The sequence below is a fragment of the Prosthecobacter sp. genome (assembly GCF_046154365.1).
GTDB lineage: Bacteria > Verrucomicrobiota > Verrucomicrobiia > Verrucomicrobiales > Verrucomicrobiaceae > Prosthecobacter.
The window spans coordinates 1-16,606 of sequence record NZ_JBJXFV010000055.1 but is presented as its reverse complement, the minus strand read 5'-3'; the positions used below and the strand labels follow the sequence as shown (position 1 = coordinate 16,606).

General features: G+C 57.9%; 15 protein-coding genes and 1 tRNA gene. 8 read left to right on the top strand and 8 right to left on the bottom strand.

The window, feature by feature from the left end:
• The first annotated feature begins 139 nt into the window (after window positions 1–139).
• On the top strand, window positions 140–3,313 hold the full coding sequence (locus ACKVY0_RS05825) for a LamG-like jellyroll fold domain-containing protein (protein WP_409213850.1): 3,174 nt from the start codon (window positions 140–142) through the stop codon (window positions 3,311–3,313).
• A 10-nt stretch (window positions 3,314–3,323) separates the two neighbouring features.
• Here the strand turns inward: ACKVY0_RS05825 and ACKVY0_RS05820 are convergent.
• From ACKVY0_RS05820 to ACKVY0_RS05805, 4 genes are all read right to left on the bottom strand, one after another.
• Window positions 3,324–3,398: transfer RNA gene (locus tag ACKVY0_RS05820), tRNA-Val, on the bottom strand.
• A 162-nt stretch (window positions 3,399–3,560) separates the two neighbouring features.
• On the bottom strand, window positions 3,561–4,115 hold the full coding sequence (locus ACKVY0_RS05815) for an NUDIX hydrolase (protein ID WP_409213849.1): 555 nt from the start codon (window positions 4,113–4,115) through the stop codon (window positions 3,561–3,563).
• Window positions 4,108–4,926 (bottom strand): hypothetical protein, encoded by an 819-nt coding sequence (locus ACKVY0_RS05810; RefSeq protein ID WP_409213848.1) that lies wholly within the window; start codon window positions 4,924–4,926, stop codon window positions 4,108–4,110. The genes ACKVY0_RS05815 and ACKVY0_RS05810 overlap by 8 nt, the downstream gene beginning before the upstream one ends.
• Complete coding sequence (locus tag ACKVY0_RS05805) at window positions 4,923–5,996, bottom strand: glycosyltransferase family 61 protein (protein ID WP_409213847.1); 1,074 nt, start codon at window positions 5,994–5,996, stop codon at window positions 4,923–4,925. Before ACKVY0_RS05805 ends, ACKVY0_RS05810 begins: the two co-directional genes overlap by 4 nt.
• A 215-nt stretch (window positions 5,997–6,211) precedes the next feature.
• On the opposite strand from ACKVY0_RS05805, the gene ACKVY0_RS05800 reads away from it, so the two are divergent.
• From ACKVY0_RS05800 to ACKVY0_RS05770, 7 genes are all read left to right on the top strand, one after another.
• A complete protein-coding gene (locus ACKVY0_RS05800) occupies window positions 6,212–6,985 on the top strand; it encodes a transketolase (protein WP_409213846.1) in 774 nt (257 codons plus the stop codon).
• Complete coding sequence (locus ACKVY0_RS05795; protein ID WP_409213845.1) at window positions 6,982–7,869, top strand: transketolase family protein; 888 nt, start codon at window positions 6,982–6,984, stop codon at window positions 7,867–7,869. Before ACKVY0_RS05800 ends, ACKVY0_RS05795 begins: the two co-directional genes overlap by 4 nt.
• The gene (locus tag ACKVY0_RS05790; protein ID WP_409213844.1) at window positions 7,862–8,890 is read left to right on the top strand and encodes an NAD-dependent epimerase/dehydratase family protein; all 1,029 of its coding nucleotides are present in this window, start codon (window positions 7,862–7,864) and stop codon (window positions 8,888–8,890) included. The genes ACKVY0_RS05795 and ACKVY0_RS05790 overlap by 8 nt, the downstream gene beginning before the upstream one ends.
• A 20-nt stretch (window positions 8,891–8,910) precedes the next feature.
• A complete protein-coding gene (locus tag ACKVY0_RS05785) occupies window positions 8,911–9,660 on the top strand; it encodes a crotonobetainyl-CoA--carnitine CoA-transferase (RefSeq protein WP_409213843.1) in 750 nt (249 codons plus the stop codon).
• Between the two features lie 3 nt (window positions 9,661–9,663).
• On the top strand, window positions 9,664–10,593 hold the full coding sequence (locus tag ACKVY0_RS05780; protein WP_409213842.1) for a GDP-L-fucose synthase family protein: 930 nt from the start codon (window positions 9,664–9,666) through the stop codon (window positions 10,591–10,593).
• 11 nt (window positions 10,594–10,604) lie between these two features.
• The gene (locus tag ACKVY0_RS05775; protein ID WP_409213841.1) at window positions 10,605–11,765 is read left to right on the top strand and encodes a DegT/DnrJ/EryC1/StrS family aminotransferase; all 1,161 of its coding nucleotides are present in this window, start codon (window positions 10,605–10,607) and stop codon (window positions 11,763–11,765) included.
• A 78-nt stretch (window positions 11,766–11,843) separates the two neighbouring features.
• Window positions 11,844–12,716 carry a glycosyltransferase family 9 protein gene (locus ACKVY0_RS05770; RefSeq protein ID WP_409213840.1) on the top strand — a complete coding sequence of 291 codons (873 nt, stop codon included), beginning with the start codon at window positions 11,844–11,846 and terminating at the stop codon, window positions 12,714–12,716.
• 13 nt (window positions 12,717–12,729) lie between these two features.
• On the opposite strand, the gene ACKVY0_RS05765 is transcribed toward ACKVY0_RS05770, so the two are convergent.
• The 4 genes from ACKVY0_RS05765 to ACKVY0_RS05750 all read right to left on the bottom strand — a co-directional run bounded on the left by ACKVY0_RS05765 (window position 12,730) and on the right by ACKVY0_RS05750 (window position 16,550).
• Complete coding sequence (locus ACKVY0_RS05765; protein ID WP_409213839.1) at window positions 12,730–12,975, bottom strand: hypothetical protein; 246 nt, start codon at window positions 12,973–12,975, stop codon at window positions 12,730–12,732.
• A 22-nt stretch (window positions 12,976–12,997) separates the two neighbouring features.
• Complete coding sequence (locus ACKVY0_RS05760; RefSeq protein ID WP_409213838.1) at window positions 12,998–14,626, bottom strand: hypothetical protein; 1,629 nt, start codon at window positions 14,624–14,626, stop codon at window positions 12,998–13,000.
• On the bottom strand, window positions 14,623–16,053 hold the full coding sequence (locus ACKVY0_RS05755) for a glycosyltransferase (protein WP_409213837.1): 1,431 nt from the start codon (window positions 16,051–16,053) through the stop codon (window positions 14,623–14,625). Before ACKVY0_RS05755 ends, ACKVY0_RS05760 begins: the two co-directional genes overlap by 4 nt.
• Window positions 16,054–16,244: 191 nt before the next feature.
• Complete coding sequence (locus tag ACKVY0_RS05750) at window positions 16,245–16,550, bottom strand: hypothetical protein (protein ID WP_409213851.1); 306 nt, start codon at window positions 16,548–16,550, stop codon at window positions 16,245–16,247.
• Between the last annotated feature and the right edge of the window lie 56 nt (window positions 16,551–16,606).

Here is a 16,606-nt window from a genome sequence, read left to right as displayed (position 1 = left end):
CCGACTTGAAATCATCAGCCTGCGGAAAGCAGCCAACTACTGACTGGAGAGCCGGATGCGGGAGAACCGCCAGTCCGGTTCGGTGGGAGGGGCGGCGCAACTCAATGCGCCGTCCCTACCTCAATCGTATGAGGCAGCCATGCTTCGATTCTTTCGCCGCCTCCTTCCGTGTCTTCTGTGTTTTCCGTGGGCCGCCTCTGCTCTTCAAGAAACCTGGGAGACCGGTTACACGAAGGACGATGCCACCGGCGCGCATGTGCTGGGGTATTGGAAGTTTGATGAGGAGGCGAAGGACGTGACGCTGCATGGGGCGGTATTGAATCCCAAGGGCAAGTTTGGCGGCGGGCTGGAGTCGTTTCCGGGCTTTCCGCTACAGGACAAGCGGCATGCGGCGCTGGTGGAGGTGAAGGCGGTGAAGGGAGCCTTCACGTTGGAGATGTGGATCAGGCCGAAGGCGGAGTTTGAGGCGAAGCTGCGCTGTTTCCTGCTCGACAAGAAGTATGTCGATCACACGGATTACCAGTGGCAGATCGGTGAGGCGGACAAAGGCGGGCTGCGGCGCATGTGGGTGGTGCTGGGCTTCGGCGCGGAGTCGAAGACAATCACATCGCAGCCGCTGAAGCTGACGGCGGATGCGTGGCAGCATGTGGCCTTCACGTATGATGGGGCGGGTGACGGGAAGTTTTATCTGAACGGCGTGGCGGCGGGCGGGATGAAGCTGAACGGCTATGGGGCGGTGGTGCCGGGAACGAAGCCGCTGAGCATCGGGGATCGACTGGGCAGCAATTACGGCGGGTTTCCCGGTTTGATTGACGAGGTGCGCATCTGCGAGGGCGTGCGGAGTTTTGAGCAGGTAGCGATGCAGATCGTGAGCAATCGCAGTGTGTGGCGGCGCATGGAGCCGGCGAGGCCGGTGGAGATCGTGGTGACGAATCTGCGGCGTGAGACGATGCAGGCGGCGAGTTTGACGCTGAACTGCGGCGGCAAGGAGGAGAACTTCATCGTGCCGGATCTGGCGGCGGGAAAGAGCTTCACGGCGAAGTACACGATGAACACAGCGCTGAAACCGGAGCGCTATGTGATGCGCGCGCGATTTTCGATTGGCGAGTATGCGACGGAGCAGACGACGGAGTTTGAGATCGTGCCGAGACTGGCGCCGCGCATGCCGGTGGTGATGTGGGGCGCGAATGCGGAGGAGATGGACCGATTGAAGGACATCGGCTTCACGCATTTCATCGGCCTGGGAGCGGATGTGGGCGAAATTTGGACGCAGAAGAAGGCGGTGCCGCCGGGCAGGCTCGAAGTAATCGAGCGCAATCGACGGCATCTCGATGAAGCATTGGCGAAGGGACTGGAGGTGGTGGCGAGCCTGTCACCGGCGAGTGTGCTGGAGAGCGATCCCAAAAACCTGCGTGTGGATCGTGCCGGGAAGCCGTACGCGCGGCAGGACATCGCCGCCGCCATGCCGGAGTTCGCGCCGTTTTTCCAAAACGTGGGCATGAGCATGGCGAAGACGTATGGCGATCATCCGGCGTTCACCGCAGCGCTGATTGACACCGAGGTGCGGGACCATACGGCAGTGAGCTTCAATCCGGTGGACGTGGCGAACTATCGCAAGTTTTCGAACGCAGAGATTCCTGCCGAGGTGACGGCGAAGTGGGGCGTGGACTGGACGAAGCTGAAGGATTTTCCGGGGGATCGCGTGATCGCAGATGACCACCCCATTTTGAAATACCTGCGCTGGTTCTGGACGGTGGGCGATGGCTGGAACAACCTGCACACGTCGTTGAGCCGCGGAGTGAAGAGCGGCAGCAAGGTGTGGTCGTTCTTCGATCCGGCGGTGCGGCAGCCAAGCATCAGCGGCGCGGGCGGCGGCGTGGATGTGATCTCGCACTGGACGTACACGTATCCTGATCCGCTGAAGATCGGGATGTGCGCAGACCAGCTCTTCGCGATGAGTGCGGCAAGCGGGAAAAACCAGCGCGTGATGAAGATGACGCAGTTGATCTGGTATCGCTCACAGACAGCGCCGATGGAGCAGAAAGTGCCGGGAGATGTCGTAGCGTGGCAGGATCATGATCCAGAGGCGGCTTACATCACAATTGCGCCGATGCATTTGAAGGAGGCGCTGTGGACGAAGATCGCGCGGCCGATTCAGGGCATCATGTATCACGGCTGGCAGTCGCTGGTGCCGACGGACAGCACGAGTGCGTATCGCTACACGAATCCGAACACCGCGCCGGTGCTCCAGCAGCTCATTCACGACGTGATCGTGCCGCTGGGGCCGACTTTGATGGCGATTCCCGATGAGCGGAGCGAGGTGGCGTTGCTGGAGAGCTTCACGTCGCAGATGTTCGCCCGGCGCGGCAGCTATGGTTCGAACACGGACTGGGCGGCGGATGTGTGGCTCGCATTGCAGCATGCGCATGTGCAGACGGACATCCTGTATGAAGAGACGCTGCTTAAAAACGGCCTGAGCGGCCGCAAAGTGCTGGTGATGCCGTACTGCGACGTGTTGACGAAGAGTGTGGTCGTGCGAATCGCGGACTGGCAGAAAAAAGGCGGCAAGATCGTGGCGGATGAGTTTCTGTGCCCCGGCTTGAAGGCGGATTTCACGATCCAGAGCTTCAAACGCGAGAAAAAGGCCGCTGAGGACAAGGCGCGGGTGCTGGAGCTGGCGAAGACGCTCGGCGGGTTCGCTCTGCCGCAGAAGGCGATGTGTGACAACCCTGAGATCATCGTGCGCACACGGAAGTTTGGCGATGCGCTATATGTCTTCGTGGTGAACGACAAACGTGAGTTTGGCAGCTATGTCGGCCAGCATGGCCTGGTGATGGAAAACGGGCTGCCATCGAGCGGTGTGGTGAGTTTGAAGGCGGAATCAGCGAATGTGTATGAATTGACGGGCACGCAGTTCATCGTGCCTAAACGTGGTGAGGACGGCAGCCTGAGCTGGCCGGTCGATCTGGGGCCGTGCGACGGAAAAATCTTCATGATCACACCGAAACCGCTGCTGGGAATCAAACTGGAGGTGCCGGAGAGCGCGGTGGTGGGTAACACCGCCAAGATCACTGCCCAAATCACCACCACGCAGGATGTGCCGACGAAGGCCGTGATTCCCGTGCGCGTGGACATTCGCGATGCGAGCGGGAAATCTGCTGAAGGCAGCGGTTTTTATGCTGCGGAGAACGGCATCGCGGAATTGGAGCTGAATCTGGCTCCGAATGAAGATGCGGGGACGTGGGAAGTGCGCGTGAAGGAGCTGGCGAGCGGCATGGTGGCGACGAAGTGGATGAAAATAACCTCGAAGTGATCTCGCGAGGTGGTGCACGGAGAGGGATTCGAACCCCCGACCAACTCGGTGTAAACGAGCCGCTCTACCACTGAGCTATCCATGCAGATCCATTGGAAATGTGTGGCTTAATCCGACTCAATTTCCTTGTCGATACTGGCGCTAGTATGCAGCCCTCAAACGCACTGGCAAGTTGATCCTCAAGGGGCTTGAAATCGAATCGCTGTCTTGGATCACCCAAAAGTAGCCACCCATGTGGCGATAGGCGTCAGAGCCTTTCTGAGAGATTTAACGCCCCCAGCATCGCCACGCAATCCATCAGCACAATCTGGCCACCGTCGACCAGCTTGCCGAGTTCGGAACGGGGGTGCAGTTCCACCTGAATGTCTTCTAGATCATCATGCCCCGGCGGCTGGAGCAGATTGGCCCCTTTGGCGTGAAAAAAATAGGCATGACCGCAGCCATAGTTGGAGTGCACGACCAGCTTTTGCAGCAGCACCCAGGATTCGGCCGCATAGCCGGTTTCCTCGAGCAGTTCTCGTTGTGCGGCGGCGAGAGGATCTTCGCCATCCAGGATGCCGCCGCCTGGGAACATCAGCGTCACATCGCGAACGCCGTGTTTGTAAAGACGCTCCATGACCACCTGACCATCGGCGGTTTCAGCGCAGATGATCGCGTAGTTGGTAATCCAGGCCTGATGGAAGTCGGGGATCACCCGGCCATCGGGCAGTTTGATCTTCTGCCGAGAAATTTCCACGAAAGGCCGTGCACTGAAGACGACCTCGCTGGCGAGCACCTGCCATTTGGAATGCGGTTCAGGCATGGGTGTCAGACTTGAGCGGCTGCACGGGTTTGGTGTGAGCTTTGGAACGCAACCTCTCCATCCATTGCATGCGCCGCTTGTGAAAACTGCGGATCACTTTGGAAATAACATCATCGCCTGACGGCGGGTGGGGCCGCCGCCAAAGATCGGGCTTCAGGCCGTTTTGCTTCAGATAGTCGAGGCCGTTCTTTTTCCAGAAGCGCCCGCGAACGCTTTCCACATAGGTGAGATGGAAGGGCGAGGCAGCGGTGAGGCTGAATTGTTTGAATCGTCTGTCCAGGGCGTCATCACGCATCAGGCTTTCCGTGCGCCAGATGTTCTCACCGGCGGCTGCCAGTTTCATGAGATAGGAACGGCGAAATATTCCCGCGTGAAAGCCGGGGCACTCCATGCGCTCACGGATCTCCGAAAGCATGCTGCCCTCAGCAAGCGGGGCGCCGCCAACCGCCACATGGTAGAGGCTGACGAAATCCCCCCTCGCCTGGTCAAGCTGCGCGACAAGATCTTCAACCCAGCCCATGGGGATGGTTTGATCGAGGAAGAAGTCATCCAGCAGAAAAATGACGAATTCGTCGGGGATTTTCTCCAGCGCGGCATGAATCGTCGCCCCCCATGAACGATCCGGGCCGACGGCCAGCGTGCGGACTCCGGCGTGGTCGAACGTTTGGAAATTGGCGACGAGATAGAGTGGTCGTGGCGCCTGGGGCCAGCGCTGCTCGAAGAAATGGAAGAAGAAGGGCCAGAGATCGCTGTAAGCGTCGCAGGAACTGACAATCACGGACCAGGAACGGCTTGGCGAAGATGGGTTCATGCGTACGAGCGTCCGGCCTGCTGTTCGATTTCAAGGAAACGTGTCAGATGCCGGGCGAAAAGACTTTCATCATAGCTCCAGTCGAAATTCTCACCCATGTCCGTGCCAGAATAAATCGTGAGCCCCCGGTTGCCGGTGGCGGAGGCGATGAAGGTGCCGAGGCTGCCCGAGGCATCCGACGGAGTGGCACCGAATTTCAGATTGATGATGGTGCTGCCTTTGCTGAGGGCGATGTTGCAGGATGCCTGACCCAGCGGTGAAAGGAAGAGCGGGGTGCGGCGGAAGAGCCGTATCTGCTCCTTGAGCGGCATGCCGGTGAGTTTGACCTCGATCAGGCTCGGGATGAGCGATTTCGCGATGGCAAAGATCCGCTCTTCATTGATCAGGCGGCGGTTCGGCGCATCGCGACGTGACAGAAACACCGGTGGCCCCTCTGTTTCATTTTCCGCCTGTGCATAACGTCCGGCACAGTCGCGCAGCTCGCAAAGCGCATGGGGCGGGGAAAACGAGGAATAGGGCGATCCAAAGCGCACATGCAACAGTCGCTCCACCTGGAGCGTGCCAGCTTCACACGCGACGATCCTGTCGTCAGGAAAGCCGAGCGTGCGCACCTGCTCGCGCTGCCAGCGAATGTGCCGTCCCGTCAGCAGGATCTGATAATCACCGATCTGCTGGAGCAGCTCGCGCGCAACGATCAGACGCGGCAGGTGGTCGAGCATGAAATGGCCGCGATTTTCGTGATTCGGCCCGGTGAGATGAAACACGGTGCCTTTGATATTGCGTGAGAGCAGCGGGATCGGTCGGCGGATCTTGTAGATGGCGGTGCGCTCGTGATGCGGATAGAGGGCAGGAGCGAAAAACCGGCCATCTGGCAAAAAAACGAAGCCTTGGTCACCCGCCACGAATGCATCTTTGATCTCATAGCCTTTCCATGTCGGCCACTCGTAAGTCACGCCTGTTTCCGTGTAGCCATGAAACTCCGCTTCAAGGTCGGTGTCATGACGGCAAGATCCTGCCGGCCGCAGATCGTGAACACGCACCGCGGCGGGCACATCCAGGCACAGAGGCACTTTTCTGCCCAGTCTGCGTAAAAGACTGGCATACCCATCATGGATGACACGATCTACTAAACTCATGGTAATACGATTCCCTCTATCCGCCGCGTCACGGGCACGCAACCATTAATGCCCTCAGGTGAAGCAAGCAAAACACGCTTGCTCCATGGCGGCCCGGAAGGTAGAAGCGGTTCTCCCTCTTTCCTTTTCCGCCCAGCCTCCAACCACCCGTGAGTCATCCTCTCCGCAGCCTCCGCGAACACATCCTGCGAGCCACCGCCATATCGGGCGAAGGGCATCTTGCCAGCGCCTTTTCGATCATGGACATCCTGTGGGTGCTTTATCATGATGTACTGCGGATTGATCCAGCGAATCCACGTGCGGCGGAGCGTGACCGCTTCGTCCTGAGCAAAGGGCATGCCGCTGTGGGCCTGTATGCGATCCTGGCGCAACGCGGCTTCATCGCGTTCGAGGAACTGCTGAAGTTTGCCGCCTCGGACAGTCTGCTGGGCGGTCATCCTGACTGTCGCAAGGTGCCGGGCGTCGAGGCTTCCACCGGATCGCTCGGCCATGGCATGCCGATGGCCGTGGGCATGGCAATGGGATTGCGCATCAAGGCGGAAACACCCCGTGTCATCACACTGATCGGCGATGGTGAAGCGAACGAAGGCTCGATTTGGGAAGCGGCGATGCTCGCCGTACATCACAAGCTGGGCAATCTGACCTGCATCCTCGATTACAACCACTCCGGCGACCGGGCGCTGCGTCTCGGTGATTTGAGCACCAAGTTCGCCGCCTTCGGCTGGGAAAGCTGTGAGATCGACGGCCATGATCACGCGCAGATCCTGCATGCGCTCACGCCCACCGGTGGTGATGTGCCGCGTCTGGTCGTGGCGAACACGATCAAAGGCAAAGGCTGCCCGGAAATGGAACACAACCCCGCCTGGCATCACAAAATCCCGACGCCAACGGAACTCGAATCCCTCATCGCCCAGCTCACATGAGACGCCAGTTTGTGATCACCCTGGAGCGACTGCTCAACGAAGACCCCCGCGTGGTGCTGCTGCTCGGCGACATCGGCGTGTTCGGCTTTCGCAACTCCTTTGCCAAACATCCGCAGCGCACGATCAACATCGGCATTCTGGAGCAGGCCTCCGTCAGTGTCGCCGCCGGTCTCGCCAAAGAGGGACTGATTCCGTTCTTCCACAGCATCGCTCCGTTCGTCGTCGAGCGTGCGTTTGAGCAGATCAAAGTCGATTTCGGCTATCAGGCGCTCGGCGGCAACTTCGTCACTGTCGGCGGTTCGTATGATTATCCTGCGCTCGGTTGCACGCATCATTGTCCAGGCGACGTGTCGCTGCTGCTGACGGTTCCCGGCATGGAAATTCATGTGCCGGGGCATCCGCAGGAGTTTGATCATCATCTGCGCACGAGCTATGCGAACGGCAGGCCAACCTACTACCGTGTGTCTGAGCGCAGCAACAGCGCACCGCATGTGAGTGCTGATGGCAAAATGATGGTCATGCGCGAAGGCGCAGGCCCCGTCGTTCTCGCCATCGGCCCGATGCTCGACCGTGTGATGCAGGCACTGGAAGGCACCGACGCCACGATTCTATACACCAGCACGGTTTCGCCGCTGGATGAAGCCACGCTGAAACATCACGCCATGCGTGCCGCAGGCCGTGTGATGTGTGTGGAACCCTGTTATGAAGGCACGCTGGCGCCGGTGATTCACCAAGCGTTGCGTGGCATGCGTGTGGCGCTCGACTTCCTCGGTGTTCCACGCCGCTTCCTCACTGCGTATGGAGAAGTGGAGGATCACGACGCAGCTTGTGGCCTCACGCCGCCGCAAATCCGTGCCCGCTTTGACCAACTCCGTCATGTTTGACTCCTTTTTCGTCCCAGATGCCCGCACCGCGCTGGAAGGCGTGCGTGGCGGACTGTTTTCCGGCAGCCGCATTCTTATCACCGGTGCTACGGGCGCTGTGGGCATTCATGCGCTCGCTGCGCTGAGACAGCTTGCGGCGGACGGCATCGAGTTTGACGTTTACGCGACGTTTCAAAGCGAAGTCACCGGTCGCATCGCCGAGTTGCTGGATCATCCACGCTTTCACACCATCCGTGGCGATCTCACCAGCTCCGCTTTTCGTGCCACACTGCCGCAGGCGGATTTCATTTTTCATTCCGCTGGTTATGCACAGCCGGGGAGGTTTCTAGAGAATCCGGGCAAGACGATCCGCCTGAACACCGAGGCCACGCTCGATCTGCTCGAGCATCTGCCTGCCACCGGACGCCTGCTGTTTGTTAGCAGCAGCGAGGTCTATGCGGGCCTGCCTGCGGATACACCGCATCGTGAAAACCAGATCGGCACCAGCGGCCCGGATCATCCGCGAGCCTGCTACATCGAAGGCAAGCGTTGTGGCGAAGCGGCCTGCTTTGCCGCGCATGCGAACGGCCTGAAAGCTATTTCTGCGCGTCTGTCGCTCGCCTACGGGCCAGGAGCGCGTCCAGGCGACCGGCGTGCGCTGTATTCCTTCATCGACAACGCCATCCGCGACCGTGGCATCACGCTCATGGATCGTGGTGAAGCACTGCGCAGCTACTGCTACGCCGCTGATGCCGTGCGCATGATGTTCCGCATCCTGCTCGAAGGCCGCCAGCCTGTTTACAACGTCGGTGGCAACAGCACACTGAGTATCCTGAACGTCGCCGAAAAAATCGGCCGCATGCTCGATGTGCCGGTGCGTGTGCCGGAAGATGCCCGTCCGCTCGCCGGAGCGCCGGCGCATGTCACGCTGGACATGAGCCGTTATCAGACTGAATTCGGCCCGCTACGCTACATCGACTTCGACACCGGCCTGCACCGTACGATTGACTGGCATCTGCTACACACCACAGCCAAGGCCTGAACCCTAGAACCCAAGATTTCATGAGCGAGTCCTACAAAGTTGCCACCTTCTCCACCAGCGATGAACGCCAGCGCCGCCAGGCCATGGTGGACCTCATGCAAAACTGCCCCATCCCGCCGGAAGAGCGGCTGGACAACATCGGTCTCTTCCTCAACTCCAAGACCTGGGCACGGCTGAAGTTCATGGACTTCATCTACCAAAAAATCATTGATGTCCCCGGCGTCATTATGGAGTTCGGCACTCGCTGGGGCCAGAACCTGGCCACCTTTGCCTCGTTGCGCGGCATTTATGAGCCGTTCCATCGTCATCGCAAAATCATCGGCTTCGACACCTTTGCCGGTTTCCCCGGCACGGCCACGCAGGACGGCAAAATCATGGAAAAAGGTGCCTACGCCGTCACGCCCGGTTATCGCGACTACCTGGAGAAGATCATGGAGTTCCATGAACTCGAAAATCCGCTCTCCCACATCAAAAAATTCGAGCTGGTGGAAGGTGATGTCACGCAGACGCTTCCTGCATACCTTGAAGCCAACACCCACACCATCGTGGCACTGGCCTACTTCGACCTCGACCTCTATGCACCCACGAAACGCTGCCTGGAACTGCTCAAATCGCGCCTGACGAAGGGCAGCGTGCTCGGCTTCGATGAGCTCAATGAACACGCCACACCCGGCGAGACGCTGGCTGTCATGGAGGCGCTCGGACTGGGCAACATCGCCCTGCGCCGCCTGCCTTACACCGCACGGGCCACCTACTGCGTCATCGAGTAGTCCATGAACACTGACACCAGAATTTTCGTCGCCGGACACAACGGCATGGTCGGTTCCGCCATCGTGCGTGAGTTGCAGCGCAACGGCTTCACGAATCTCCTGCTCAAATCCAAGGCAGCACTCGATCTCACACGTCAAGCGGACGTGGAGCGCTTTTTTGCGGAGGCCCGGCCTGAGTATATTTTTCTCGCCGCCGCCAAAGTCGGCGGCCTGATGGCGAACAAAACCTACCGCGCCGATTTCATCACGATCAATCTGCAGATTCAGACCAACGTCATTCACGCCGCGTATCTGCAGGGTGTAAAGAAGCTGCTGTTCATGGCCAGCTCCTGCATCTATCCGCGTGAATGCTCGCAGCCGATGCGTGAGGAGCATCTGTGGAGCGGCCATCTGGAGCCGACAAACTCTCCCTACGCCGTGGCAAAGCTGGCCGGCATCGAAATGTGCCGCGCCTATCACGATCAGCATGGCTGCGCCTTTTTCAGCGTGGTGCCGAGCAATCTTTTCGGCCTCTACGACAACTACCATCCCGAAAACAGCCACGTCATGGCCGCTCTTATCTCCAAGGTGCATCGCGCCAAGGCGGAGAACCAGCCTGCCGTCACATTGTGGGGCACCGGCACGCCAAGACGCGAACTGATGGATGTAGAAGATGCCGCAAAGGCTGCCGTCTTCCTGATGCAGCACTACCACGACGCTGATCCCATCAACATCGGCCTCGGCACCGACCACAGCATTCGTGAGCTGGTGGAAACTGTCTGCGAAGTCATCGGCTACCAGGGCAAACTCGAATTCGACGCCACCAAGCCTGATGGCATCGCCCGCAAGCTGCTCGACAGCAGCCGCGCCGCCGCCCTGGGCTGGAAAGCTGAAACAAACTTGCGTGATGGCATCAAACGCGCCTACGCTGACTACCTGCAACGGCACTTTTAATATCATTCTTCATGTTCTGGCCTCTCCAAGAAAACATCATTGGCAACGACGACCTAGAACTGCTCGTCACCTTCATCCGTGAGACGAAACGCTTCACGCAGTTCACGAAAGTGCGCGAGTTTGAAGCGGCTTACTCTGAGTGGATGGGCTGCAAGCACAGTGTGTTTGTAAACTCTGGCAGTTCGGCGAACCTGCTCATGATTTATGCCGCCGCCGAGCGTTACGGATGGAAGCCAGGCGATGAAGTGATTGTACCCGCCCTCACCTGGCCGACCACCGTGACGCCCGTGATGCAGGCTGGTTTCACACCCGTGTTCGTGGATGCAAACCTGCACGACTTCGCCTTCGACTACGATCAGCTCGCCGCGAAGATCACGCCGCGCACGCGTGCCATTTTCCTCGTTCACATCCTCGGTTTTCCGGCGAATGTCGCCCGTATCAAACAGATCATCGGCGACCGTGACATCGTACTGCTCGAAGACACCTGCGAGACGCAGGGCGGCACGATTGACGGCGTGAAGGTCGGGAATTTCGGCCTGGGTAGCAGCTTTAGCTTTTACTGGGGTCATCACATGACCACGGTGGAAGGCGGCATGATCTGCACCAACGACGAGGAGTTTTACAAACTCAACATCCTCAAGCGCTCGCACGGCCTCGCACGCGAACTGCCCGAAAAGTATCAGGCCGCCATCCGCCAGCAGCATGCGGACATCGACTTCCAGTTCCTCTTCCTGACGGACGGCTTCAACTTCCGCAACACCGAGTTCAACGCCGTACTCGGCCTCTCCCAACTTCCGAAGCTCAACGGCTTCATCGAAATGCGCAACCGCAGCTACCGCCGCTTCCTCGACTTTTGCCGCCGTTACCCCGATGATCTCATCACCCTGGAACGTCCCGGCATGTCATCCTTTGTGCTGCCGTTTGTGCTGAAGGACGGCACAAAAAAACAGCCCTTCCAGGCCTTGATTCGCGAGAGTGGGATCGAATCCCGCCCGCTGATCAGCGGCAATCTGCTGCAGCAGCCCTTCCTCAAGAAGTATTACGTTCCCGGCCAGTTCGATGTGGCCGACATGCTGCACCGCAACGCCTTTTACATCGGCAACAACCAGTTCGTGAACGACGAGCGGCTGGATGTGCTGGAGCAGCTTATGACGGGCTTTTTCGGCAATTAAGCCTTCCACGTTTGGCACATGAGCGAACTGGTCATTTTTCACAAACAACTCGGTGACACCGTGCTCCTGGAACCTGTGTTGAGAAAACTCGCCCAGGCATCTGGCGAGCAGGTGCAACTGCTCTGCCCGCGCCAGTTTGAACCAGTGATCGAGCTGATGCCCCACACACGCCTTGCCTCAGGCCGCGGGCGCTGGTGCCCTGACCGTCTGTGGGCATATGACTGGGGCGGCAAGACCACTCGTGCCGCAGCCATCACATTCTGCCGTGAGAAGCACCTGCTCATTCCCAGATCCGAGTGGCTGACGGTGTTGCACCGGACAGTGTTTTCACATTTGCAGGTGGAGCCGTATCTGGACCGCTATATCTCACATTACTTTTGGGATCATACGACCACGGCGGCTGTGAAGCCGGTGTTTACACCCCTCGTACTGGCGACGCCGTCTCAGGAGTGGAGGCCGCAGGCATGGGTGGATGAACCCTATTTGCTGTTGAATCCTGTTTCTGCATGGAAACGCAAGTGTTATGCTGCCGGGAAATGGGCGGCCGTGCTGGCCGGAGCATATGATCTGGGCTTTACACGAGTGCTGATGACCGGAGGCGCGGAAAACTGGCAGCGCGATCACTGCATGCAGATCATGGCCGCAGCTTCTGCCAAAGCTATCTCCGTCATCGATATTTCAGGGAAGACGAGCATGAAGGAGTTTCTCTACATCATCTCCAAGGCGAAAGCAGTGCTTTGCATTGATGGTGCCGCCACTCATCTGGCCAGAGCATTTCAAATTCCTTGTGTAACCTTGTTTGGGCCGTCCTACCGCTGGATGTGGCATTGCGACGATAGAACCAACGTCGCGCTGGATGCCTCGGACCATTGCCATGAACATCGTCCTTCGCCCACTCACATCCCTGTTGAGGGCGTCATCCGCGCCATCGAATCATTGGGCGCAGGCTGATGAAAAAAACATCTCACCGTTCGTCAATGCGCTGCCCCAGCTCTCTCAATGCTTCTTCCAAAGTTTGAATACGCTGCCGGGCAGACTCCAATTCAGCTTTGAGCGTTGCGGAATTCTCTGCACGCAGAGATGCTTCGGCGAGCTGGAGTTGCTGCCGCAGTTTCACGTTTCTGCGGATGAGTTCGCGAGCAAGTGGTGGAAGATCTGAAAAAGCAATTTCTTCAGGAAGCTGGTCAATAGGCTGGTTCCAGTCGATCATGGTGTGGCAGTTTGGCGTGAGTTCAAGATTCGTCGTTGAGCAGTTCGCGAAGGCAGGCGGTTTTGGGGTCCGACGGGACGGTCAGATTGAGGTATCTGCCGACATGGTCAGACATGTCGTTGATATTTTCATCTGTAGATGCGGTCGCGCCACCCACGAGAGATGCCTCCGCCCCAAAACGAAAAGCTCCCAGCTCAAGCTCCTTGAGTAGCAACAAGAGAGGCACACCCTCGCCCGGCTGTCTTGATAGAATTTGTTGCATGGCTGCGCGGCAGTCTTTGAGAGAGCGTATCTTATATGCCATCTGGCAGCGGCTGTACCAGACGCTGCCAAAAATCAACACCGGTTTGCCCCTGGCCATGGATTCAAAACCCACTGTGCCAGTGAGCGTGGCGATGGCAAGACTGTTGTCGATGAGATCAAACTGGTCGGCGTTCAGCGGAACAAGGCGAACGCGGGGCAGTCGGGCAAGAAGCTGGTAATAGTGGGTGTTTCGATAAGATGAAGTGCCGCCAAGAGAGACGAACTGCGCTGGATGTTCCTTAATCCACACCTCATAGCCCTCCGGCACGGAATGCGCCACGATGTTGGCCATTAGCCACTGATGCAGAAAAATTCCGCCAAAAGGATTGCTAGTCAGCTCTGGCTGGAAGGCCAGGCAGACGAGCACGTATTTGGTGCCACGGGGCACATCCTTGAAGACGAGGGCGTTGTAGGCGCGCTCATGCTTCATGGTTGCCAGGTAGTTTCTAACTTGCGACCACCCGTAGCGCAGCCAGACAAATCGCCCGACGAATGAGTCTTTGACGCGATGATGCCGTTCCTTGTGCGGGTAGATGCCTTGCACCGGACTGCCCGCTTCTTTGTCTAGGCCTTTGCGCAGGCGTTTCAAGTCACGTTTGAGATGCCCACTCAGCATGCGCCACATTTTATGGATGAAGAGAAAATTGATCGAACCTGATTTGAGCTGGAGATAGTTGCGCTGCCACCAGGGCATGCCTTCTGCATAGGATTGATTTGTGGCACGAGCAAAAACCGCCGTGATTTCTTCATGCAGATCTTCCGTCCCTGTTTGAAAGCCATGCTGTTGCTCCCATGTTGCAAGGCGCAGGCCATTCAACCAACGAGTTCCGCCGCTGAGATCATCCGAGATCGTGCTGAACGCACCCATGTTGGAAATCACCCAAAGCACCGGAATTTGGTAATAGCGTGCGAGCGAATAGAGCATCAAAGAGTACTGTACATGCGGAGGCTCCCACAAAAAAATAAAGTCGGGTTTCGTTGTGGTCAGAAAGTGATTCCAGGCGACGAGCTGCTCATAGAAATCCTCGCTCATTTCGTGCATGGGGTAATCGTCCGCAAAATCCCAGCGACGAAACAAGTCGGCGATCTGGTGATGCCATTGATTCCAGACATGCTGGCATGCCTCGTCAAAGGGGCCGTGCTCACACCAACGGAGCGGCCCGGGCCAGATACCCATCTTGGCGTCGCCACCATGAAGAAAAACGCAGTCCGGGAATTTTTCTGCCACGGGTTTTTCCAGCAGATGGGAGGAGGTCCAGAGGATGGGTTGGATGCCATGCCGTCGCTGTAGTTCCTCCATAACAGAAACGCCGATCAGATGATAGAACTCTAGGCAAAAAACTTTCATAAAACTGGCTTCCGTGCAGCGATGACTGCTTGAACAAAAAGGTCATTTAGACCGAAGGAATATTCCACCATTTCCAATCCAAGCCCGGATAGAAGATCCTGCGCCCAGGATCTTCCAGGCATGAGAGAGATTTCTGGCGGGTGAAAAGCGGAATTTGCGCCTGCGACCTTGCGACGAAGTGAGTGGACCATCTTGAGCACGGCGACGCTTGAAGCTCTTTGATGCGGCCAGAGAAACAAGAGAATGCCGCCTGGGCGCGTGACGCGGGTCATCTGGCGAATGATGTGCTCGATCTCATTACGTGTGAAATGTTCCATGACACCAAGGCTATAAACCCCGTCGAAGCTGCCCTCGGGTGCGGGAATGTCGTAAATGCTGCCATGATTGTAGGATTCTGCATGCGGGTTGTTATTGGCGTAGAGCCGCAAGGCCCCATCTGAGATATCGAGGGCGTTGACGTGGTATTCGTCGTGCAGTCGCATATCCACCTGGCCGCTGCCACAGCCGCAGTGCAACAGGCGTGCCTTTTTGGCGAAGTGACGGTGAATGGCACATTCAAGATGGGGGCGGATCACATTCCGGCGGTAAATTGAGGCAATGACCTCGTAGGCAAGCGCGTCGTTTTTTTTGTCAGCAGACCAGTAGGCGTTCCAATTTTGGGGATCGACCAAGCCGGGATTCAGATTCAGCCTTGCATGGTTGAGCCGAAAACGCTCGGGATGGGCGTAGAATCTGAGCGCGAGTTTAAAGACACCGAAACCGCTGCGCATGGCCTCGCGCCATGACATTTTCGAATGTCCGTAGGTGCGGGCGGGCAGTATAATGGCGACATCCTTGATACGGAGGCCGTTTTTTGAGAGAACAAACAGGCTTTCGTAGAAAAACGCATAGTTGCATGCTTGAACGAGGTCGAAGAGACTCCGGGGGATTTGGCGCAGGCGGTAGACGCGAAAAGCCCCACTGGCATCATGGGGCAGCCCCAGTGCTGAATGTGTGAGCGTATGTCCTATGATGGTAAGCATACGGCGGTACCAAATCCAGCCGGGGAGGCTGCCAGGTTCCATGAAGCGGGAACCGACGACTATGTCTGATTGTTCACTGGCGGCGAGCAGGCGGCTTACATCCTCCGGTTGATGCGTGTAATCGCAATCCATGGTGACCAGGATGTCATAATCTTGGTCATAAGCCCATTGGATGCTCTCCCGATGTGCTGTGCCAATGCCAAGTTTTCCATTTCGATGATGAACGACAAGACGCGGAAACTCCGGCTTCAGCGCTTCGAGTGCTTGCCCGGTGCCATCAGGGGAATTATCGTCAAGGAACAGGACATCGGCGTCCAGGCCGAGAGCGAAAAGCTCACGGCACATGCGTTCGGCATTGTCACGCTCCTGATAGGTGGGGATGAAGATGAGAATGCGTCTACTCATGTTGCGTTGCAAAAAATGGCATCTAGCATGGGTTCAAGTATCTGGCGAAAGCTTTTCTGTGCCCCCAGCCTGTGAGCTTGCCAACTCGGGACAATCACCACAGAGCGGTGACCATGGGCAACAAAGCAGATATGACGAGAGCGCAAAAATGATTTCGGATTTGGAACCTGGCGGGCATTGTTGGGCGGCGATTAATACTGGAGGGCAGGGCGAGGGTTCATCAGCGCTCTAGTTCGGGCGGTGCTGGCCAGCAGGTGGGGGCTCACCAACGCGTCGAATCGCCGCCATGCTGCTCGAAGTGCTTGCCAGACTTTTTGACTACCACTTTTGCCGCTTTTGCGCTCGGCTCGCGCGGCTTTGGCCTTGGCCCGGGCGGCTTGCAGGATGTTCCACCCGCAGGCTTTCCCAATCACGGCATGACTCACCGCGACGAGTCCTCTGACTCGCAGTTGCTTGATGCCAGTGACTCGATCCAACCCTCGGTTCAGGCTCTCGATGCCTGCTCGTCGCCGGTATTTCCCCCGCCATTCTTCACTCTGCTCGCGCTTGCGCC